The organism is Pseudoalteromonas marina (assembly GCF_000238335.3).
Classification (GTDB): domain Bacteria; phylum Pseudomonadota; class Gammaproteobacteria; order Enterobacterales; family Alteromonadaceae; genus Pseudoalteromonas; species Pseudoalteromonas marina.
This window is the reverse complement of the sequence record NZ_AHCB03000012.1, coordinates 54181-71722: the sequence shown is the minus strand read 5'-3', so window position 1 is coordinate 71722 and position 17542 is coordinate 54181. Positions and strand designations below refer to the sequence as shown.

Sequence of the window (17542 nt, the reverse complement as noted above, 5' to 3'; positions counted from 1 at the left end):
TCCTTGTTTGTGAAAATAATTAGTTGAGCTTTTTTCAAACATAAAAATACTCTGAGCTTACACCCTTAAATGGGAACAATTAATACTAATTATATTTAAATTAATAGTGCGAGGTGGTCAGTAACTTCACTGCAACTACCAATGAACAAAAGCTTAGCAGCTAGTTGTATGTTGCGCAAAACAAGGTAAATATAAACAACCCAATTTTTTACGTAACTTGGTATTTTACCGATCAATTATGAACGCACGTTAAATAGTGTAATAAAATACGCACTTAAATAAGCGCGTATTTTATATTAACAATGAGTTAGTTAGCCTCAAAGCGAGCTTCAAGCCAGGTATCATCCTGAGCAAAGTTTAGGGTTTTAACTTTACCTTTGCCTTCAACGTTCACCATATTAACTTGTGATGGCCATAAATCACGCAGCGCACCATTGCTCATTTTTATCCCTTGAATTCCCTCTGGGATAGGCGCTTCTTGATAAACCCAAAAAAACTTACCATCAACCTGAGCGCCAACAAAGTTAAGCGGCACAACATCACCATTTAATGTTTGCAAAGCCACATGTGACTCAACATATTTGGCAAAGCGTTGTTGATCAGTTTTATTGCTAATTATATCAATTTTACCTTTAAATAAGCTGCTAACAGCATGCTCAGTATCGTGTAAGTAAAACCGATGCATAAGCTCAACATTATGCGTTCTTTTGTTAAAAAGCACAGTCGTTACTGATGATTTTAATTGATGCGCCATACTTGGCGCAGCAATTAAAAAGCAAACAACAATAAGCAAAAAACGCATTATTGCTGTTCCTCTACTTCATCCTTTTCGTCTTTTTTCTCATCGCTTTTAAGCTCTGTTTTGATATCTTGCATGATATCGCGACTCACTTTAGCTTTACTCTTACTCTTTTTAAATACTTCAATACGTGAAGGAATAATACGACGCGGGTAGTTATTGTTTTCTACATCAACGTCTGCAGTTTCCCAACGTGGATCAACACTTACTGATACAAGCGGCTTATTTTTATCAGTAACTATAAGCTTTTGTACATTTTTATGATTACGACGCCAAATTTCAGCAGGAATGTAACGCTCCTCTTTAGTGCCATCCTCATACGTGAGCTCAAGTAAAATTGGCATCACCAAACCGCCTAAGTTTGAAAATTCCATCACGTAATAGTTTTGATCGTCACTTAAAGCACGGTCTAGCGTTTTACGCTCCCACGGCTCAAGCCCTTTTAAAAACTTGTTGTACGCGTTGCGCTCTTTATTCGTTACCGTGAAACGATCATTTTCATCATAAAAATCAGTAATATCAGGGTTTTTCTCAACCCATGTTTTTTTACCTTCTGCACGGTTACGCTCAACAAATAACGATGTTGGTTTGTCAGCTTCAATATCACGTAGGCGGCTGTAATCTATATCTGGATTTTTAGTATCTAAACGTAGTTGATACACTTTATCCAACGAGATATCTACATGGTCGGTAGTGTAAAACCAGCCGCGCCAAAACCAATCTAAATCAACACCTGACGCTTCTTCCATAGTACGGAAAAAATCAGCGGGGGTAGGGCGCTTGTATTTCCAGCGCTGTGCGTACTCTTTAAATGCAAAGTCGAATAAATCGCGGCCTAAAATCACTTCACGTAAAATATTAAGCGCGGCAGCAGGTTTAGTGTAAGCATTAGGGCCTAAGCGAAGTACGCTATCTGATTGCGTCATAATAGGCACCTGAACTTCAGATTTCATATACGAAACAATATCACGAGGCTCAACACCCCACGGAATAGTAGGATCCCATTCACGTCCAGCAACACCATCTAAAAAGCTATTTAAGCCTTCATCCATCCACGTCCATTGACGTTCATCAGAGTTAACGATCATTGGGAAGTAAATATGGCCAACTTCATGAATCACAACGCCAATCAAAAAGCGTTTTTCAGACTGAGAGTAAGTGCGTGTACCGTCATCTTGTAATTTAGTACGCGGACCATTAAAAGTAATCATTGGGTATTCCATACCACCTACCGGACCATTTACCGATTGTGCAGTTGGGTAAGGGTAATCAAACGAATACTTTGAATACACTTCCATTGTGTGCACAACAGACTCAGTAGAATACTTTTTCCATAAGTCGCCACCCTCTTTAGGGAAGAAAGACATGGCCATAACAAGTGGTTGAACATCACCGCCTTGCTGATAGCCTTTTGCATCCCACATAAATTTACGTGAAGACGCCCATGCAAAATCACGAACATTGTCGGCTTTAAATCGCCATGTTTTCGTTTTGTCTGTGCCTTCTTTTTCGTTTTCGAGTGCTTCTTCTTCGGTCACGATAAACACAGGACGCTTAGCAGTTTCAGATTGCTTTAAACGTTTACGCTGCGTGCTTGTAAGTACCTTGCTTGGATTATCTAACTTACCCGTCGCCGATACAATGTGATCAGCGGGTACTGTAATTTCTACGTCGTAATCGCCAAATTCAAGCGTAAACTCACCCGAGCCTAAAAAGGCTTTATTCGTCCATGCTTCGTAATCTGTGTACGCCGCTAAACGCGGAAACCACTGGGCAAGTAAAAATATATCATTGCCATCTTTTTCAAAGTGCTCATAACCTGAGCGTGCGCCAACAGCATCTTCTTCAACAATATTGAACGCAAAGTCCATGCTGAACTCAACTTCTTTACCTGGCTTTAACGGCTCATTCAAGTCAATACGCATTAATGTATCTACAATTGTTACACGTAATGCTTTACCGTCTTCGTCTTTAACATTGCTTATTGCAAAGCCAAGCTCGTTGTCACTCATAAATTGCTGGCGACGTAACTGCCCTAAGCTCAGTTTTGCAGGCTTTTGCGCAGGCAGGCTTTGTAATGTGCTTTTAAAGGTTTTAGTGGTTTCAGCAATTGAATCACTTTTAAAAATATTTTGGTCTAACTGTAACCATAAATATTTTAATGTATGTGGTGAGTTATTCTTATACTCAATACTCTGGCTTGCACTAAGGCGACGCTTTTTTTCATCTAACTTCACGTCAATATCGTAGTTAACTTTTTGCTGCCAGTAATTTTCACCTGGTTCACCCGCAGCACTGCGGTACACATTTGGTGTCGGCAATGCTTCATCTAACTGACGAAACTTATCAACAAACGAGCCTTTTGTTTGTTCAACTGAAGACGCAATAGCACTACCCGACATTACCATTGGCAATAAAAGAGCACTAAGCGTAAGACTTATTTTTTTCATTGTTAGTCCTAAAATAATTTTGTGATCATACTGTGTCAAATGTAGCCGTTTTCTTCAATTAAATAGCGACCAAACACCCTATTTTTAGGGTGATATTCACTAAAGTTTTGTACGCACAAATAACAATAATTTGTTAGCTATTTTAATTCATTTAAAAATGTAAAGGGGGTTTACAAATTTTAAACCGACTAGAGCATTAAAACTCACTCGTATTAGCCAACTTCAGGTCAAGTTCATCAAATGAGATTACAGTAAAGTTAAGTGAGATTTTAAAGGTCCACGCTATGAAATTCTATATTGTAAAAAAGGCACACAAACTAGACGCTATTCCTGCTGAAAAAGAACTACTTGAGCGCTATAAAGCTGACCATTATTCTTATGTAGATATTGTGTCGGCCTGCAACAAAGAAGATGCCCTAAAACGGCTAACCACTGAACAAAAACACAGTAAAAAACAGCTCATAATTGGCGTAAATATTGCGGTGTTTTCACTAATTTTAATTATTTGTACGATAAATTGAAATTACCGTAGTTTTTGGTTGATCTTTGTAGTCATTTGTATTTAAAATCGCCCACCTTTTTATTTGAGGCAAATAAATAACGACTATTTATCCTCAAATATTATCGATTACAAGTAAGAAATGCGGTGGGCTCATGGATTTTTATATCCTAAAAAAACAACAAGAACTAATTGCAATCCCAGCCAACGAAAATAGCTGTAAGCAGTACCTTGATTCAGGTTATTTTTACATTGATAAAGTAGCCGCTTGTAACGAAACGAACGCACTTAAAAGGCTGCAATCCAAACAAACTAAAACGTTAAAAAAACCTCTACTCATCGCATTGATTGCTTTGCCAGTAATTTTTGGCATTTGGTACAGCTTAAGCTAACTGTTTAGTTATACTGAGGCTTGCATCTTTAACAGCCTTGGGTATATTGGCGCTCTTACTGGTTTTTAAGAGCGCGACATGAAAGTCCTTCACACCTCTGATTGGCACCTTGGCCAACAATTTTACGAACACGACCGCCGTGTTGAACATCAAGCATTTTTTACCTGGTTACTTGCCACACTTGTTGAGCAGCAAATAGATTTGTTATTAGTCGCAGGTGACATTTATCATACGGCAACACCCAGTGCCAGCGCCGAAAACCAACTTTATCAGTTTATAAAAGACACCAAAAAGCTTTGCCCACAGCTGCATGTAGTTATTATTGCTGGCAATCATGACTCTGCAAATCGTATTTTAACGGCTCAGCCTTTACTTGCTCAATTTGATACACACGTAGTAGGGCGTTTTGATGTATCAGCGCCTGGCGATATTATTATAGAAATAAATACTAATAATAAACGCGCTGTAATTGCTGCTATGCCTTTTTTGCGCTCAAGCGACGTGAGCTCACTAAGCCAAACAAAAAACGGCCCTAGCTATGCACAGGGCGTTGCAAATGCCTATGAGCTTGCTTTAGATCATGCCTATAAAATTAATGAGCAAAAATCACCGTTAATAGTAATGGGGCACTTACACGCTAAAGGCGGCGACATATCAAGCGATTCAGAGCGCAACTTAGTGATTGGTGGTGAAGAGTCTATTTCAGCCAATGTGTTTGGCAATAAAGCCAACTATGTAGCTCTAGGCCATTTACACAAAGCGCAACAAGTTGCTAAAAACGAGGCTATTCGCTACAGCGGCACGCCTATTCCCATGTCGTTTTCAGAGCGTAACTATACTCACCAAGTTAATGTTGTCGAATTTAAAAGCGATAAAAAACAGAGCATTAGCACAACTGTAAACCCCCTTTACATTCCGCGCTCAGCCGACGTTATTATTTTACCAAAAGGGGAGTGTGTGCCACTGAATGACTTATGTGAACAAATTAAAGCACTCGATACATCACAACATGCTATTGCCCCTTATTTACGCGTAAAGCTTAAATCAAGTGATACCGACACCACCTTCAGAGAACAAATAGAACAAGCATTAGAAGGTAAGCACGTAAAATTTTGCGGTATCGAACGCGTTCGTGAACAAACAGCCCAAACCGACAACGACACAGTATTTGAAGATTTAAGTGAAGTTGAAATGCTCAACCCATTAAACTTATTAGAACAAGCCTTTGCAAACGACAAAGATATGGCCGGCCAAGCTGTACCAGATGAGCTGAAAACACTGTTAAACGATGTAATAAGTGAGCTGACGGAGCAAGAGCAACTATGAAAATAACCGCAGTACGCATTCATAACTTAGCATCAATAGTAGACGCCGAAATCGACTTTACTCAAGCCCCACTAAAAGATGCGGGCTTATTTGCAATAACCGGCGACACCGGCGCGGGTAAAAGTACCTTTTTAGATGCTATTTGTTTGGCGCTTTACACAAAAACGGCACGCCTAAAAGGCGATAAAGGTAACCTGATTGATTTTAATGGCGACAGCATCAAATTAAACGATGCGCGTAACTTATTACGCCGTGGAAAATGGGAAGGCTTTGCTGAGGTTGACTTTGTAGGGCAAGACAAACACCTTTACCGCGCCCGTTATTCTATTCAGCGCACCCATAAAAAAGTAACCGGTAAATTAAAAGTAGCCGAGCACACGTTAGTTACCCTACCAGATGAAACATTAATAGCCGACAAAAGCCAAACCTTAAAACAAATAGAAAGTAAAATAGGTTTAAGCTTTGAGCAATTCTCGCGTGCGGTATTATTAGCGCAGCACGAATTTGCTGCATTTTTAAAAGCAACTGGCGACGAACGCGCGCAATTATTGGAGTGCCTAACAGGCACCGACAAATTTAGCCTAATTGGTAAGCGAATTTTTGAACGTAACAAAGAGTTAAAAGATAAGTTCGATTTACTACAAGCAAGCCTCGCAAGCTTTACCTTATTGAGTGAAGACGAATTAGCAATAAAACACACCACACTTAATGAGCTAAAACAGAAAATAGAACACACTAGAAAAACAATAATAAGCACAGAGCAAAACCTAAATTGGTACAAGCAAGCAAGTGCACTTGAGCTAGCACTTGAAGAGGCAACAAAAAGTCAGCAGCATGCTACCAACGAGCTTGCAAAAATTGCTCAACAGTGTGAGCAAGCAAAACAAGCACAAAGCGCACTTGAGATAAAAGATAACCGAAAACGACATGAGTATTTAACAGCGCAAAATAACACACTAAATAAACAAATAAGTGACTTAAAAACTATTGATCATGCAACGCTTATTGAAGAGCAAGCCGATGCAATTAAAACAAAACAAAGCAAATTAAAAACAGCGCAAGAGCAAAAGCAATCTGCTGAGCCAATTATTGTAAAAGCCCGCGAGCTCGACAGCCAGCTTGCTATACACGCACAAAGCATTACTAACCTTACTCAACAAAGTGAAAAAGAGCAGCAACAACTTAGCGAATTACAAATTCAGTTTAAACACAGCCAAACCGCGCTTGATGAAGCAACTAAGCTAAATACGCAGCATCAGCAATGGCTTACTGAACATACGCAGCTTAACCCGCTCGCGAATGATTGGAATTTTTACCAACACAGCTTTAATACGTATTTAAGTGCCAATGAGCAAATAAAGGCAACCGCTTCTCAAAGCAAACAGCTGCTAGAAGAGCAAACTAAACACGCGACACAGTTAGCAGATCAAACTAAAAAAGTAGAACTACAAGAACAACAACTTGCGCATGAGCAGAAAGATCTCAAACAACTAAGTGAGCAACTACGTCAATTCAATATTGAGCAATGCGATAGCAAACTTAAAAATATTGAATATTTAAATGATCAGCGCTTGCGCTACCAACAGTTTAATCAAGAAATAAAACACAGCTCACAACAACAAGCCGCGGTTGCAGCCAAACTTGTAAACAGTGAGCAAACGCAAACAACATTGCAACAAAGCTTAGCTTCATGCGAACAAGCACTTAAACACAGCGAATACGCATTAAACCAAGCACGCTTGCGTGCCAGCGAAAACGTAGAGCATTTACGCACTCAGCTTATTCCAAACGAGCCATGTGTAGTGTGCGGGGCAAAAGAGCACCCGTATGCAAGCAGCCAAAGCCCGCAATTAATTAACTTAATAGCCGATTTTGAAGCAAGTTATAATCAGGCTAAGCAGCTACACGATAGCGCTCAAGCTAAGCTGCATCAACATCAAACACAACATGCTGTCCTTGTCACTGAGCACGCCCAGCACAGCCAAGCCATACAAAGCGCACAGGCAAAACAGCTAGAAATTAAAACAACAATGCAAGGAACGCGTACAGAGCTTAACGATTTAACAGCGCAGCAGCTTGATGAAACCCACGCCCAGCTCAACAACCAAAAGTCTCACTATTTTGAGTCACAAAAACAGCAAACAGCCTTGCAAGAAAAAGTAAATCAGCAAACAAACGCCTTGAAAGCAGAGCAACAAACACAACAGCAATTGCATAATTTAAATAGTGAATTAACTAATAAACTAAGCCAAGTAAATACAAAGCACGCTGAGCTAACGTCGCAAATTAATGAGCTCACTACAACGCTTAATGCACAATTTGAACACAGCAACTTTTGGCAACAGCTGCAAACTGGCTCGCTTAACTTAAATGATTTAAGCCAACAGGTTGAGCAGTATCAGCATACATATGCGCAACTTGAGCAAAGTCAAAAACAAATAGACACAGCCAATCAGCAATTACAGCAGCTTAAGCCACTAATAACTAAAAGCGAAAGTGCACTTAAAACGCTAAAAGATGATTTAGACAATGCTCAACAGCTACAAAATACAACACAAAGTGAGCGCCTTGCGTTGTTTAATAACGAGAAAATAAGCGTAAACGACTACCAAACAAAAATTAATGTCCAGCTTGAGCAATGCCAAGCTCAGTTAACTAACAGCCAGCAAACTTACGATAACGCTGTAAAAAAACGAGACGAGCATGCAATTGAGCTTAAAAACGCAGAGCTGCGTTTAGCCGAGCAAAGCACGGAGCTTAAAACACTTGAAGAGCGCTACAACGAATGGTTTAGCGACTTTAAAGCCCAGTACAGTGAAGCAACGCACGAGCAGATCACAATTTTACTAACGTTAAGCAGTGAGCAAATTAAAGCCCATTTAACCCAGTTTGAGCAGCTTTCAGCTGCACTTTTAGATGCAAATGCTGCGCTTAAACAGCAACAAAGTGCGCATACAGATCACCAAAATACTAACAAGCCATCACAAAACCATACTGAACTCACCGAGCAATTAGCGGCATTAAATGCAAAGCAAACTGAGCAGCAAAACAGCTTACTTACCACCAATACTGCTATAGAACAGCACAATCAAAATGCCAAAGCGCTTGAGGGTAAACAAACTGAGCTAGCCACCCTTAAAAAGCGAGTGGAACAATGGCACTTACTTAATAAAGTATTGGGCGATGCAACCGGTAAAACCATGCGTAACTTAGCGCAAACACAAACACTAAAAATATTACTGCATTACGCTAATAGCCACTTAAAAACCCTTAATAAACGCTACGAGCTTACAGCCATTGCGCAATCGCTCGATATTGCCATTATTGACCGCGACATGGCCGACGAACAACGCTCGGTTAATACACTCTCTGGCGGTGAATCGTTTTTAGTGTCACTAGCACTTGCATTAGGGCTTGCATCGCTTTCGTCAAACAAAGTACAAATCAACTCTTTGTTTATTGACGAAGGGTTTGGTACGTTAGATAGCGAAACACTCAGCGTTGCTATGGACGCGCTCGATTCGTTGCAAGCACAGGGCCGCAAAGTAGGGGTTATATCGCATGTGAGCGAAATGAGCGAACGTGTAGCCACGCAAGTTCATGTAAGTAAGCAAAGTGGTGGATACTCCACTATTGAAGTTTTATAAGCTGATTAAAGGAGTTAAAAATGCCAACATTTACAGGCGAGCAAGCAACACATTACGATAGTCGCATTACCCGCTTAGTACCTGGTTATGAGCTATTACACCAACTTACCAATGCACAACTACTCGCTACGTTAGCAGACAACGCGCATATTTTAGTAGTAGGAACCGGTACAGGTAAAGAAATACTCGCCCTTGCCGCGCTTAACCCTAATTGGCAATTTACCGCGCAAGATACCTCAAGTGATATGCTCGCAATTGCTAAACAAGCGTTTGAAGAGCACGGCATAGCAAAGCGCGTTCACGTTATTGAAGGCGAGCTCGATAAGCTATCTACTAAGGCTGATGCGGCGCTATGCCTACTCGTAATGCACTTTTTAAAAGACGACGGCAGCAAAAAGCAGCTACTCAAAAACATTAAAGCTAATTTAAATAAAGGCGCAAACTTATTTATTAGCGATTTAATGAAACCCGAAACCGACTTTGAGCGCGAAGCACAAATTACTGTGTGTGCCGATTTAGGCTTAAGTGACGCAGGGCAAGCCTACACAGCTCAAAATTTAGAAAGTGAGTTTTACCCACTTGATAGAATGCGCTTAAGTGAATTACTTAACGAGTGCAAATACGGTATTCCTAAGCTTTATTTTAAAGCGCTTGGTTTTAGCGGATACGTTGTTTAACTTATCTTGAAGGATGCGGCCTGCACCATTTAACCGTATGTTTATGGCGCGGTATGGTTTTACATTCTTTATTAGAATCGGCACCTGGCTTGCTAACATATTGCGAGCTTGGTGCTACACTGGCACAGCCTGCGGCCAATAATATTGCAAATACGGGTATTAACTTTTTCATTTCATCACCTATTAAAATCTGTATTTAAGCGCTTTGCAGTTACTGTTAATGCAGAGCGCTTATTTGTTTTAATTTGCCACGTCACTCACCAATATGGCGGGTAGTTATGCATCTACAAAAATAACTTCGCCAGTAATAAAGCCATCAACCGAACGCTCAAACGCTTTACCTACAAGCTTGCCTGGCACGGGTTGAAAACCTGGCATCATTTCGCCGTAAACATCCCACGCTTCTTCAAGCACGGTAGGGTTAACCACATTAATACGCGTGCCACGTGGCATTTCTAGTGATACGCATTTTGCAAATGTATCAATTGCGCCGCTTGTTGTTGCATCGGCAATCGCAAAAGGAATCGGTTTAACGTTTAAAATACCGCTAATGAGCGTAAATGAACCCTCATCTGCAATGTACTTTTGACCAATACGTACAAGGTTAATTTGCCCCATCATTTTGCTCATAATGGTTGTCATCCACTGCTCTTCGCTCATATCAGCAAAGGTTTCGTATTCGCATAAACCCACTGTATTTACTAGGGCATCAAAGTGGCCTACTTTTTCGTACAAAGCAGTAATTGACGCTTCACTCGTAATATCAACAATATGATCTACATCACCCGAGCGACCCGCTGTAATTACTTTATGCTTAGATAAACCGGTCAATGCCGCTTGACCCATTTTGCCCAGTGCACCGATTAAAATTACTGTTTTCATTGTTTGCTCCAATTATTCAATTTAATGTGTAGGGGCATAATAAGGGGGTAGTTCGACAATTAGAAACAACCACTTCATGTAAGTGATACAAAAATAAATGGTAATGTGATACGTTAATAATGCTAAAACAACAAAGGCATTGGCATGAGTAAGTTAGACAGACTAGATATAAAACAGCTGCGTATTTTCCAGGCGCTCATTCGTGAACAAAACGCATCAAAAGCGGCGAGTAAATTGGGCTTAACCCAACAAGCTGTGAGTGAGCAACTCAAAAAGCTGCGTGATGTATTTAACGACCAGCTGTTTTTAAGAAAAACCACCGGCTTTGTGCCAACGCCTTATGCAGAAGAGTTATCGGTAGATATAGACAAGCTGCTAAACGATTTTCAGGCATTATTAGCGCCTAAAATATTTGACCCAAAAACAGTTGATGGTGCGTTTGTAATAGCCGCTACCGACTACGCACAACAAGTTGTTTTGCCAGCGCTTGTAAAAGAGTTAAGAGAGCAAGCGCCTAATTTAAAATTAATAATAAGAGACTTTGAACTCGATAGCCTGCACGATTTAATGGAAAACGGTAAAGTTGATTTAGCCATTGCCTTCCCCGACTACATCCCAAGTACTTATCCCATTATTAAGTTATTTGAGGAGCAACATATTTGCGTTACTTCAGCTAACTCATCAATAGCAGGCACAAAACCAACCCTTGCACAAATAGCCAGTTACCCAAGCATTATAGCCTCGCCTTCGCGCCCAAATTTTAAAGGCTCTATTGACGATTGGTTTAAAAGCTTTGATTTAACGCGCAATGTTGTTGTATCGGCACCGTGTTTTTCAATTGTGCCTATGTACCTAGAAACCACCGACTCCATCGCGTTTTTACCCTCACGCGCGGTAAGCTCCGAACTGGTAAAAATAGAGCTACAGCAGCTGCCAGCCCCGTTTGATGTAATAGCGGCGTGGCATCCACGTTACAATAAAAACCCACTGCATAAATGGGTGGTTTCAAAGTTAGTAGTTGAATAAAGCGCGTATTTTTCCTACACATTCTTACATCTTCTAACAGGTACAAACAAAGCTCTCACAGTTTTATTACTAATTAGTGAATATGATTATACTCATTACCAACACAGAGAATAATCATGAAAAAAAGTTTAATTGCCCTTTTATTACTGTCTGGCTGTGCCTCTCAGGGCGTTGATCGCGATGACCAAGGTCATATAATTAAGCATTACTATGCTACGGTCGAATCAATTGAAAAGGTAAAGCTGTCATCAGAAATCGGAGCCGGAATCATGGTTGGTGCAGGCATTGGTTTAGCCGAAGATTTAGATGGTAACACCGAAGATATGATCAGCGGTGCAATTGCGGGAGCATTGATTGGCGGGCTTTTTACGGCATTATTTGAAGGCGGTAACACAGCATATCAATACACACTTAACGATGTAGATAACGGCGAATTCATTGTAATTCAAAAGAAAAAACTGCCGAAAAGTACTCGCTGTGTAAGAGTAAAAACAGGAAATAAAGTAAAGCTAGAAGCGGCTAATGACAGCTTTTGCTTAAATATAAATAACATCAAAAGCTAACCTAGCTTCAAGGCTCGTATTATTAATTACTTACAAAATGTTGCAATTAAACAAACCCATTAAAATTACTTTTTGGTGTGCTTTGGTATAAGCTCTTTAGCAGTATTTTTATCCATCAAGGAAGCACTATGAAGTTTGAGCAGTTATTAAATAATTTTGATATGGGCGTGTGTGTTGAGCAACTTCAAAAAGAGTCGTTATTAGACCTGGCTTTACTTTTTGTCACTGTTGATGGTTCTATTGCTGACGAAGAGCTAAATGTAGTGAGTGCTTGGGCACAAAAAATTGAATGGAACTCAGCAATAGAAATAGACAATTACATAATAGAAATGACTAAAAAATGTGTTTCAGCGGTGCAAACAAACGAAATAGAGTCATTTATTCAACACCGTATGTCGCACATTATTGACCAACCAATGAGGGTGTTTGTTTTAGAGCTTCTTAAGCAAGTAATTGAAGCTGATGGCATAACCCACGAAAACGAACTTAAAGCATTGAAAATTGTTGAATCTATAGTGTAATTAAAAATATTAAAAGCTCGGTTACTGAACGTTAAACAACCCAGAACCGAGGACTTTTAATGAAATTAAGTTTAACCAATCTCTTTAAGCGCAGATAGCGCCGCCTGCGCTTTATCGGTTTGTACAAAAATATGGTCGTGATAAAACGCAGCCACTACATTGGCGCTAATATTATGATCTGTTAATTTGGCCGATACCGCAGCGGTTAAACCAACAGCCTCCAGACTTGAATGCACATTAAGAGTTATTAAATTATATTTACCTTCGTAAGTAATACCGGCTTTATCGGCGGTATCTGCATTTAAAATAAGGGTTAGGCCTTCTTCTTCAACGTAACTAGCAAGCGGGTTTAAATGAACGTAGTCAGCAAGGTCGCCTGCTAAACAGCAAAATATATATTCACCCTGTTTAAGCTCGGGGTTCATTGATTTTAATAACGTATTTAGCTCTAAAATTCCCACCATGTTGACTCCTTACATTTTTAATTAGCTGTTTTAAGCTTAGCTACAAGCCCGCTTAATCGGGCTATTTTAATATTACTTAACTGCCTGTAATCAAAGTACGGGCACACAATAATGTTATTCGTTGTATCAATTGCAAACTCATCGTCTAGCCAATTAAATTGCGCATTAAGCTTACCTTGCTGTAATAAGTTCTTAGCATGGGTTCGCCCAGCAATAATATGCAGCTGGTTTTTATTAGTGCCGTTAATAATGGGGACACTAAATAGCAGCGCTGTTTTACTGTTTTTTTGCAGTAAAAATGTATCGCGATACGCTTGCCAGCTATCGGCTTGTTTAGCAAAGCTGTAATGCTCGCTGGGTAGCGCAAACAATACTTTAGCGTATACGTTAAACACTTTACGCCAGCCATTACCACAGTGCTGGTTTATGGTATTTATTTGCTCGTTTATTACAGGCTCAACACTTTGCAGGGTTTCAAAGTAGGGCATAGGCGGTGCTTTTGCGACATACACGGCTACATTAAAATCATGCTCACCTAGGCCAATAGCTAGCTCACTCACACTAACTCGCCTTTTTTTGCGCTAAAATACGGTCGAGGTTATTGGCAAAGTTTTGGCGGTCGGTTTGGCTAAGCGGTGGTGGCCCGCCACTCATTTCTACGCCGCTTGAGCGCATGGTATCCATAAAGTCGCGCACGTTTAATAACGAGCGAATATTCTCTGGCGTGTAAAGCTCGCCACGCGGGTTAAGTGCTTGACCACCGTTATCTATAACTTCACTGGCTAGGGGTATGTCGCCAGTAATAACTAAATCGCCTTTTTCTACACGCTTTACTATTTCGTCATCGGCCACATCAAACCCGCTCGAAACCTGTACGCGGCTTATGAATTTTGAAGGCGGAATGCGCATTGCATGGTTAGCCACTAAAATGGTTGGTGTTTGCGTGCGCTCTGCTGCTCTAAAAAGTATTTCTTTTATTACCACAGGGCATGCGTCGGCATCTACCCATATTTTCATGCTTAAATCTTTTAATTGCTCTAGTATTTAACTGATCCTATAGCAATTTATTTTAATCGGCTAGCAAACTTTATTTGGTTAAAGACGTACAAACTGCATCACATTTAAAAAGGAGCTTTCATGAAGGCCATTACGACTATTTTACTTATTACAGGGTTATTTTTACTCTCTGCCTGCACAAGTGCACCTGAAGGAATTACCCCCGTTAAAAACTTTGAGTTAGAGCAGTACAAAGGTAAGTGGTACGAAATCGCCCGCCTAGATCACTCATTTGAAGAGGGCATGGAGCAAGTAACCGCAACTTACACAGTAAACGACGATGGTACAGTAAAAGTGCTCAACAAAGGTTTCATAACTAAAGAGCAAAAGTGGGATGAAGCAGAAGGCTTAGCAAAATTTGTAGAAGGGACTGACACAGGCCATTTTAAAGTCTCGTTTTTTGGCCCATTTTATGGTGCTTACGTAATTTTTGAATTAGACCAAGACGACTACCAATATGCATTTATTACAAGTTATAACCGTGATTATTTATGGTTTTTATCACGTACACCTACCGTGAGTGACAAGCTTAAACAGCATTTTATAGCTAAAGCAAACAAACTAGGCTTTGCTACAGAACAAATTATTTGGGTTAAACAGTAGTTATTTAGCGATGTAAAGGGGCTTTACAGTTGTTGTGCTAATGATTGTTACAGCTGTAATAAAACGATCATCTTACTGTAAGGTAAGTTAAATATGTTCGGGCTATATTAGCTGCACTTGCAACGAGACATGCAAGTGTTGGACATACTGAATATCCCCCCTATTGTTGGCAAGCTTTATAGCTTGCCATTTTTTTTGCCTAAAATTAATGGCTTTTTTTGGATCATATTTTTACTAACTAAAGTGAGTCTACTGCCAGTAATAGCCCTGATAAGCCAATCAGTAGCATATTTAAAAAGCTAAATGGCTTAATCAACTTTTCTATAAAATTATAAAAAATCGTTATAATTAATACACTTAACCCCATATAACCACAAAACAGTAAAGCTCCATATCCTTGCTGCGTAACAACACAGAACAATAAACTTAGTAAAATACTGATCCAAGCAACTATTAGCAGCAAATTACTTTGCAGATTAGAGGGACGCGTTGTAAACACTGTTTTAAAATGCACTGGTTTTGCCAAAGCAAAACCATTAAAAGCAAACAAACAGAGGCTAAAGCTAAGTAAATCAATCATGCTTTTTGCCTCTTTTTATTATTGGTTAGGTTATTAGCTGTTTTTTTAGAAGCGCTAGAAGCAGTACGTAATTTTTCGGTTTGTACTAAAAACAGTATGCTAAACAGTAAAAATACCGCATCGAAAATAAACAAAGCCCATTGTTTATTAAGTAAGTAGCTCACTATATTGCCCTGTGTGGTGAGCGCATTTATTGCCGGTACACTTAAACACGCGAGGGCATTTATGGCAGCCATTACACGCCATAGCAGCCTATCGCGCTTTAAAAGTGCCATAAGGGCAACCACTAACCATGCTAAAAAGAACACTGTAACTTCTTTTTCACCACGTCCGGCTACGGTTGGACTAAGTAATCTATTGGCAATAAAAAAGGCGCAAGTAGCCAGTGGTAATCCCATAATAGTGGCAATGTTTAAACCTTCGACTAATTGTAAGCCAAATGAGGCTTTGCCCTTATTACGCTCGCGTATGCGTTTAGCCCACATTATGCAGCCAGAGCCAATCATTACGCAGCCTGCAATACCGCCAAGTACGTATAACCAGCGCAGTAAAGGCGTAGCAAAGCGCCCTGTATGCATAGAGTTAAGTGATTCATAAAGTGCTTTACTACTGCTAAGTTCGTCATCAGTTTGTGCAACTAATTTGCCGGTAGCGCCACTAAACAAAAGCCGCGGAGATTGATCGCGAAGCGCCTTTGCAGGGCTTACCAATACCGTTACTGTTGAAGCGGCCATATTCGGTTTACTAACCTGAACACGCGTAATATCTGCACTAGGCCACTTAGTATAAACTTGATCCAAAATAGTGTTTATAGGGAGCAATTCTGCACTGCCTTGGGCGTTATTAGTCACGTTATTGCTAGGTGTTACATCGTTAAAAAAGCCACGCATACCCTTGTCGTAAGTCGTTAACGCAGGGTAGGGGAACAACATAAATATAAGCGTAATGATGCCTGTGTAGGTAATCATTAAATGAAACGGTAGGGCAAGTACCGAGCTTAAATTATGCGCATCTAACCAGCTACGAGTCCCTTTATTGCGCCTAAAGGTAAACATATCTTTAAATATGCGCTTATGAATAACCACGCCCGAAATTATTGCCAGCAGCATAAAAAAGCTGGCAAAACACACCACCCAGCGACCTGTTATGGCATCTAAATAATAAAGCTGATAATGCAAGCGATAAAAAAAGTTACCGCCTTTGGTTTCAACAAAAGCGGGCAGCGCTTGCATGGTGTTTGGGTTTAATTGGGTATTTACAAACTGGCTGCGGCGCTGCCCTGGCTCTTTAGGTTTTGCATAGCCATATACTAAATACGGTATTCGCTCTTCGGGCAAGGTAATACGCCAACTAGGGGAGTTTGCAGCGTGCTGATTTAAATAATCAAAGCCCTTAATAATTTGCTGCCTTTGCGCGGCCACTCTGTCTGTTTGGGCTTGCACATTGTGTATAGCCGGCTGATTCCAAAGGTTTATTTCGTCTCTAAAAAAGCTCGCTGTGCCTGCAAAAAATATTACGTAAATAATCCAACAGGTAAGTAAGCCCACCCATGTATGTAGCCAGGTCATCGACCTAAAAAAGCTGTCTTTCATAGCCAACCCTTCAGTAACGCCAATACAGCAACAAAAAAACATGTACTTAGTAAAATACTGATCCAAACAGTTTTTAACGACTTAACCGAAAACGCATAAATAAACACTGCGGCGTAAATTAAAATACTGATAGACACACACAGTAATACGGCATCTTGCTTAGGAATGGGCAGTAGCACACTTAATAATGAAATACACGCTGAGGTAAACGCATAGCCACCCACTATGGCAATAATAAAACGCAAAAATACTAACACTCTATAGCTTTGGGCCACCTTTAAAAGCGCAGCTAGGTTAGTTTTTGTAAAAGGTGCTATGTGCAGAGGTGCCTGCATAGTTAACAAATCCCTTATTCAAATACGAGGATAAAAATAAGGGGTTATTATAAAGCTTACAAATACAAAAGATAGTGATTCTCATTTGTATATTATAGATAATTTTACATTAATCCCTAGCATGTTAGTA

Annotated in this window: 19 protein-coding genes; 9 read left to right on the top strand and 10 right to left on the bottom strand. The window is 40.0% G+C overall.

What is annotated here, in order from left to right; translation table 11 throughout:
* Positions 1-307: 307 nt before the first annotated feature.
* Both PMAN_RS16295 and PMAN_RS16290 read right to left on the bottom strand, forming a co-directional pair.
* The gene (locus PMAN_RS16295) at positions 308-802 is read right to left on the bottom strand and encodes a DUF6702 family protein (RefSeq protein ID WP_006793306.1); all 495 of its coding nucleotides are present in this window, start codon (positions 800-802) and stop codon (positions 308-310) included.
* On the bottom strand, positions 802-3249 hold the full coding sequence (locus PMAN_RS16290) for a M1 family metallopeptidase (RefSeq protein WP_010556104.1): 2448 nt from the start codon (positions 3247-3249) through the stop codon (positions 802-804). Before PMAN_RS16290 ends, PMAN_RS16295 begins: the two co-directional genes overlap by 1 nt.
* 284 nt (positions 3250-3533) lie before the next feature.
* On the opposite strand from PMAN_RS16290, the gene PMAN_RS16285 reads away from it, so the two are divergent.
* From PMAN_RS16285 to PMAN_RS16265, 5 genes are all read left to right on the top strand, one after another.
* Positions 3534-3770, top strand: a complete 237-nt coding sequence (locus PMAN_RS16285; protein WP_010556105.1) for a hypothetical protein — start codon at positions 3534-3536, stop codon at positions 3768-3770.
* Between the two features lie 133 nt (positions 3771-3903).
* A complete protein-coding gene (locus PMAN_RS16280; protein ID WP_006793303.1) occupies positions 3904-4140 on the top strand; it encodes a hypothetical protein in 237 nt (78 codons plus the stop codon).
* 78 nt (positions 4141-4218) lie between these two features.
* A complete protein-coding gene (locus PMAN_RS16275) occupies positions 4219-5466 on the top strand; it encodes an exonuclease SbcCD subunit D C-terminal domain-containing protein (RefSeq protein WP_010556106.1) in 1248 nt (415 codons plus the stop codon).
* The gene (locus tag PMAN_RS16270) at positions 5463-9113 is read left to right on the top strand and encodes an AAA family ATPase (protein ID WP_010556107.1); all 3651 of its coding nucleotides are present in this window, start codon (positions 5463-5465) and stop codon (positions 9111-9113) included. The genes PMAN_RS16275 and PMAN_RS16270 overlap by 4 nt, the downstream gene beginning before the upstream one ends.
* A gap of 20 nt (positions 9114-9133) precedes the next feature.
* Positions 9134-9790 (top strand): class I SAM-dependent methyltransferase, encoded by a 657-nt coding sequence (locus PMAN_RS16265; RefSeq protein ID WP_010556108.1) that lies wholly within the window; start codon positions 9134-9136, stop codon positions 9788-9790.
* A gap of 1 nt (position 9791) precedes the next feature.
* Here PMAN_RS16265 and PMAN_RS16260 read toward each other — a convergent pair whose 3' ends face one another.
* Both PMAN_RS16260 and PMAN_RS16255 read right to left on the bottom strand, forming a co-directional pair.
* Entirely contained in the window at positions 9792-9962 is a 171-nt protein-coding gene (locus tag PMAN_RS16260) for a hypothetical protein (RefSeq protein WP_168371055.1), read from the bottom strand.
* 104 nt (positions 9963-10066) lie between these two features.
* Positions 10067-10672, bottom strand: a complete 606-nt coding sequence (locus PMAN_RS16255; RefSeq protein ID WP_010556109.1) for a short chain dehydrogenase — start codon at positions 10670-10672, stop codon at positions 10067-10069.
* 144 nt (positions 10673-10816) lie between these two features.
* Here PMAN_RS16255 and PMAN_RS16250 point away from each other — a divergent pair, with 144 nt between their 5' ends.
* The 3 genes from PMAN_RS16250 (at position 10817) to PMAN_RS16240 (ending at position 12782) form a co-directional block, all read left to right on the top strand.
* Positions 10817-11698, top strand: coding sequence for a LysR family transcriptional regulator (locus PMAN_RS16250; RefSeq protein WP_010556110.1), 882 nt, complete (start codon positions 10817-10819; stop codon positions 11696-11698).
* Between the two features lie 116 nt (positions 11699-11814).
* The gene (locus PMAN_RS16245; RefSeq protein WP_010556111.1) at positions 11815-12261 is read left to right on the top strand and encodes a hypothetical protein; all 447 of its coding nucleotides are present in this window, start codon (positions 11815-11817) and stop codon (positions 12259-12261) included.
* A 128-nt stretch (positions 12262-12389) separates the two neighbouring features.
* Positions 12390-12782 (top strand): tellurite resistance TerB family protein, encoded by a 393-nt coding sequence (locus PMAN_RS16240; RefSeq protein ID WP_006793298.1) that lies wholly within the window; start codon positions 12390-12392, stop codon positions 12780-12782.
* Between the two features lie 71 nt (positions 12783-12853).
* On the opposite strand, the gene PMAN_RS16235 is transcribed toward PMAN_RS16240, so the two are convergent.
* From PMAN_RS16235 to PMAN_RS16225, 3 genes are read right to left on the bottom strand one after another with little or no spacing between them, the layout of a single operon-like run.
* Entirely contained in the window at positions 12854-13246 is a 393-nt protein-coding gene (locus PMAN_RS16235; protein WP_010556112.1) for an ACT domain-containing protein, read from the bottom strand.
* Positions 13247-13263: 17 nt separating this feature from the next.
* Entirely contained in the window at positions 13264-13806 is a 543-nt protein-coding gene (locus PMAN_RS16230) for a DUF6942 family protein (RefSeq protein ID WP_010556113.1), read from the bottom strand.
* Position 13807: 1 nt separating this feature from the next.
* The gene (locus PMAN_RS16225; RefSeq protein ID WP_004588273.1) at positions 13808-14263 is read right to left on the bottom strand and encodes a YaiI/YqxD family protein; all 456 of its coding nucleotides are present in this window, start codon (positions 14261-14263) and stop codon (positions 13808-13810) included.
* A 120-nt stretch (positions 14264-14383) separates the two neighbouring features.
* Here PMAN_RS16225 and PMAN_RS16220 point away from each other — a divergent pair, with 120 nt between their 5' ends.
* Positions 14384-14905, top strand: a complete 522-nt coding sequence (locus tag PMAN_RS16220) for a lipocalin family protein (protein ID WP_010556114.1) — start codon at positions 14384-14386, stop codon at positions 14903-14905.
* Positions 14906-15143: 238 nt separating this feature from the next.
* On the opposite strand, the gene PMAN_RS16215 is transcribed toward PMAN_RS16220, so the two are convergent.
* From PMAN_RS16215 to PMAN_RS16205, 3 genes are read right to left on the bottom strand one after another with little or no spacing between them, the layout of a single operon-like run.
* Complete coding sequence (locus PMAN_RS16215; protein ID WP_010556115.1) at positions 15144-15485, bottom strand: DUF3325 domain-containing protein; 342 nt, start codon at positions 15483-15485, stop codon at positions 15144-15146.
* On the bottom strand, positions 15482-17077 hold the full coding sequence (locus PMAN_RS16210) for a PepSY-associated TM helix domain-containing protein (protein WP_010556116.1): 1596 nt from the start codon (positions 17075-17077) through the stop codon (positions 15482-15484). Before PMAN_RS16210 ends, PMAN_RS16215 begins: the two co-directional genes overlap by 4 nt.
* Positions 17074-17412: a hypothetical protein gene (locus tag PMAN_RS16205; RefSeq protein ID WP_010556117.1), complete on the bottom strand. Its 339-nt coding sequence runs from the start codon at positions 17410-17412 to the stop codon at positions 17074-17076. The genes PMAN_RS16210 and PMAN_RS16205 overlap by 4 nt, the downstream gene beginning before the upstream one ends.
* Positions 17413-17542 lie beyond the last annotated feature (130 nt).

What these genes read in the sequence shown, in the direction of transcription:
- PMAN_RS16260 (WP_168371055.1), bottom strand. Translation starts at nt 9,962, where the DNA reads ATGAAAAAGTTAATACCCGTATTTGCAATATTATTGGCCGCAGGCTGT.
- PMAN_RS16245 (WP_010556111.1), top strand. Translation starts at nt 11,815, where the DNA reads ATGAAAAAAAGTTTAATTGCCCTTTTATTACTGTCTGGCTGTGCCTCT.
- PMAN_RS16255 (WP_010556109.1), bottom strand. Translation starts at nt 10,672, where the DNA reads ATGAAAACAGTAATTTTAATCGGTGCACTGGGCAAAATGGGTCAAGCG.
- PMAN_RS16275 (WP_010556106.1), top strand. Translation starts at nt 4,219, where the DNA reads ATGAAAGTCCTTCACACCTCTGATTGGCACCTTGGCCAACAATTTTAC.
- PMAN_RS16210 (WP_010556116.1), bottom strand. Translation starts at nt 17,077, where the DNA reads ATGAAAGACAGCTTTTTTAGGTCGATGACCTGGCTACATACATGGGTG.
- PMAN_RS16280 (WP_006793303.1), top strand. Translation starts at nt 3,904, where the DNA reads ATGGATTTTTATATCCTAAAAAAACAACAAGAACTAATTGCAATCCCA.
- PMAN_RS16285 (WP_010556105.1), top strand. Translation starts at nt 3,534, where the DNA reads ATGAAATTCTATATTGTAAAAAAGGCACACAAACTAGACGCTATTCCT.
- PMAN_RS16270 (WP_010556107.1), top strand. Translation starts at nt 5,463, where the DNA reads ATGAAAATAACCGCAGTACGCATTCATAACTTAGCATCAATAGTAGAC.
- PMAN_RS16235 (WP_010556112.1), bottom strand. Translation starts at nt 13,246, where the DNA reads ATGGTGGGAATTTTAGAGCTAAATACGTTATTAAAATCAATGAACCCC.
- PMAN_RS16290 (WP_010556104.1), bottom strand. Translation starts at nt 3,249, where the DNA reads ATGAAAAAAATAAGTCTTACGCTTAGTGCTCTTTTATTGCCAATGGTA.
- PMAN_RS16215 (WP_010556115.1), bottom strand. Translation starts at nt 15,485, where the DNA reads ATGATTGATTTACTTAGCTTTAGCCTCTGTTTGTTTGCTTTTAATGGT.
- PMAN_RS16265 (WP_010556108.1), top strand. Translation starts at nt 9,134, where the DNA reads ATGCCAACATTTACAGGCGAGCAAGCAACACATTACGATAGTCGCATT.
- PMAN_RS16205 (WP_010556117.1), bottom strand. Translation starts at nt 17,412, where the DNA reads ATGCAGGCACCTCTGCACATAGCACCTTTTACAAAAACTAACCTAGCT.
- PMAN_RS16225 (WP_004588273.1), bottom strand. Translation starts at nt 14,263, where the DNA reads ATGAAAATATGGGTAGATGCCGACGCATGCCCTGTGGTAATAAAAGAA.
- PMAN_RS16220 (WP_010556114.1), top strand. Translation starts at nt 14,384, where the DNA reads ATGAAGGCCATTACGACTATTTTACTTATTACAGGGTTATTTTTACTC.
- PMAN_RS16240 (WP_006793298.1), top strand. Translation starts at nt 12,390, where the DNA reads ATGAAGTTTGAGCAGTTATTAAATAATTTTGATATGGGCGTGTGTGTT.
- PMAN_RS16295 (WP_006793306.1), bottom strand. Translation starts at nt 802, where the DNA reads ATGCGTTTTTTGCTTATTGTTGTTTGCTTTTTAATTGCTGCGCCAAGT.
- PMAN_RS16250 (WP_010556110.1), top strand. Translation starts at nt 10,817, where the DNA reads ATGAGTAAGTTAGACAGACTAGATATAAAACAGCTGCGTATTTTCCAG.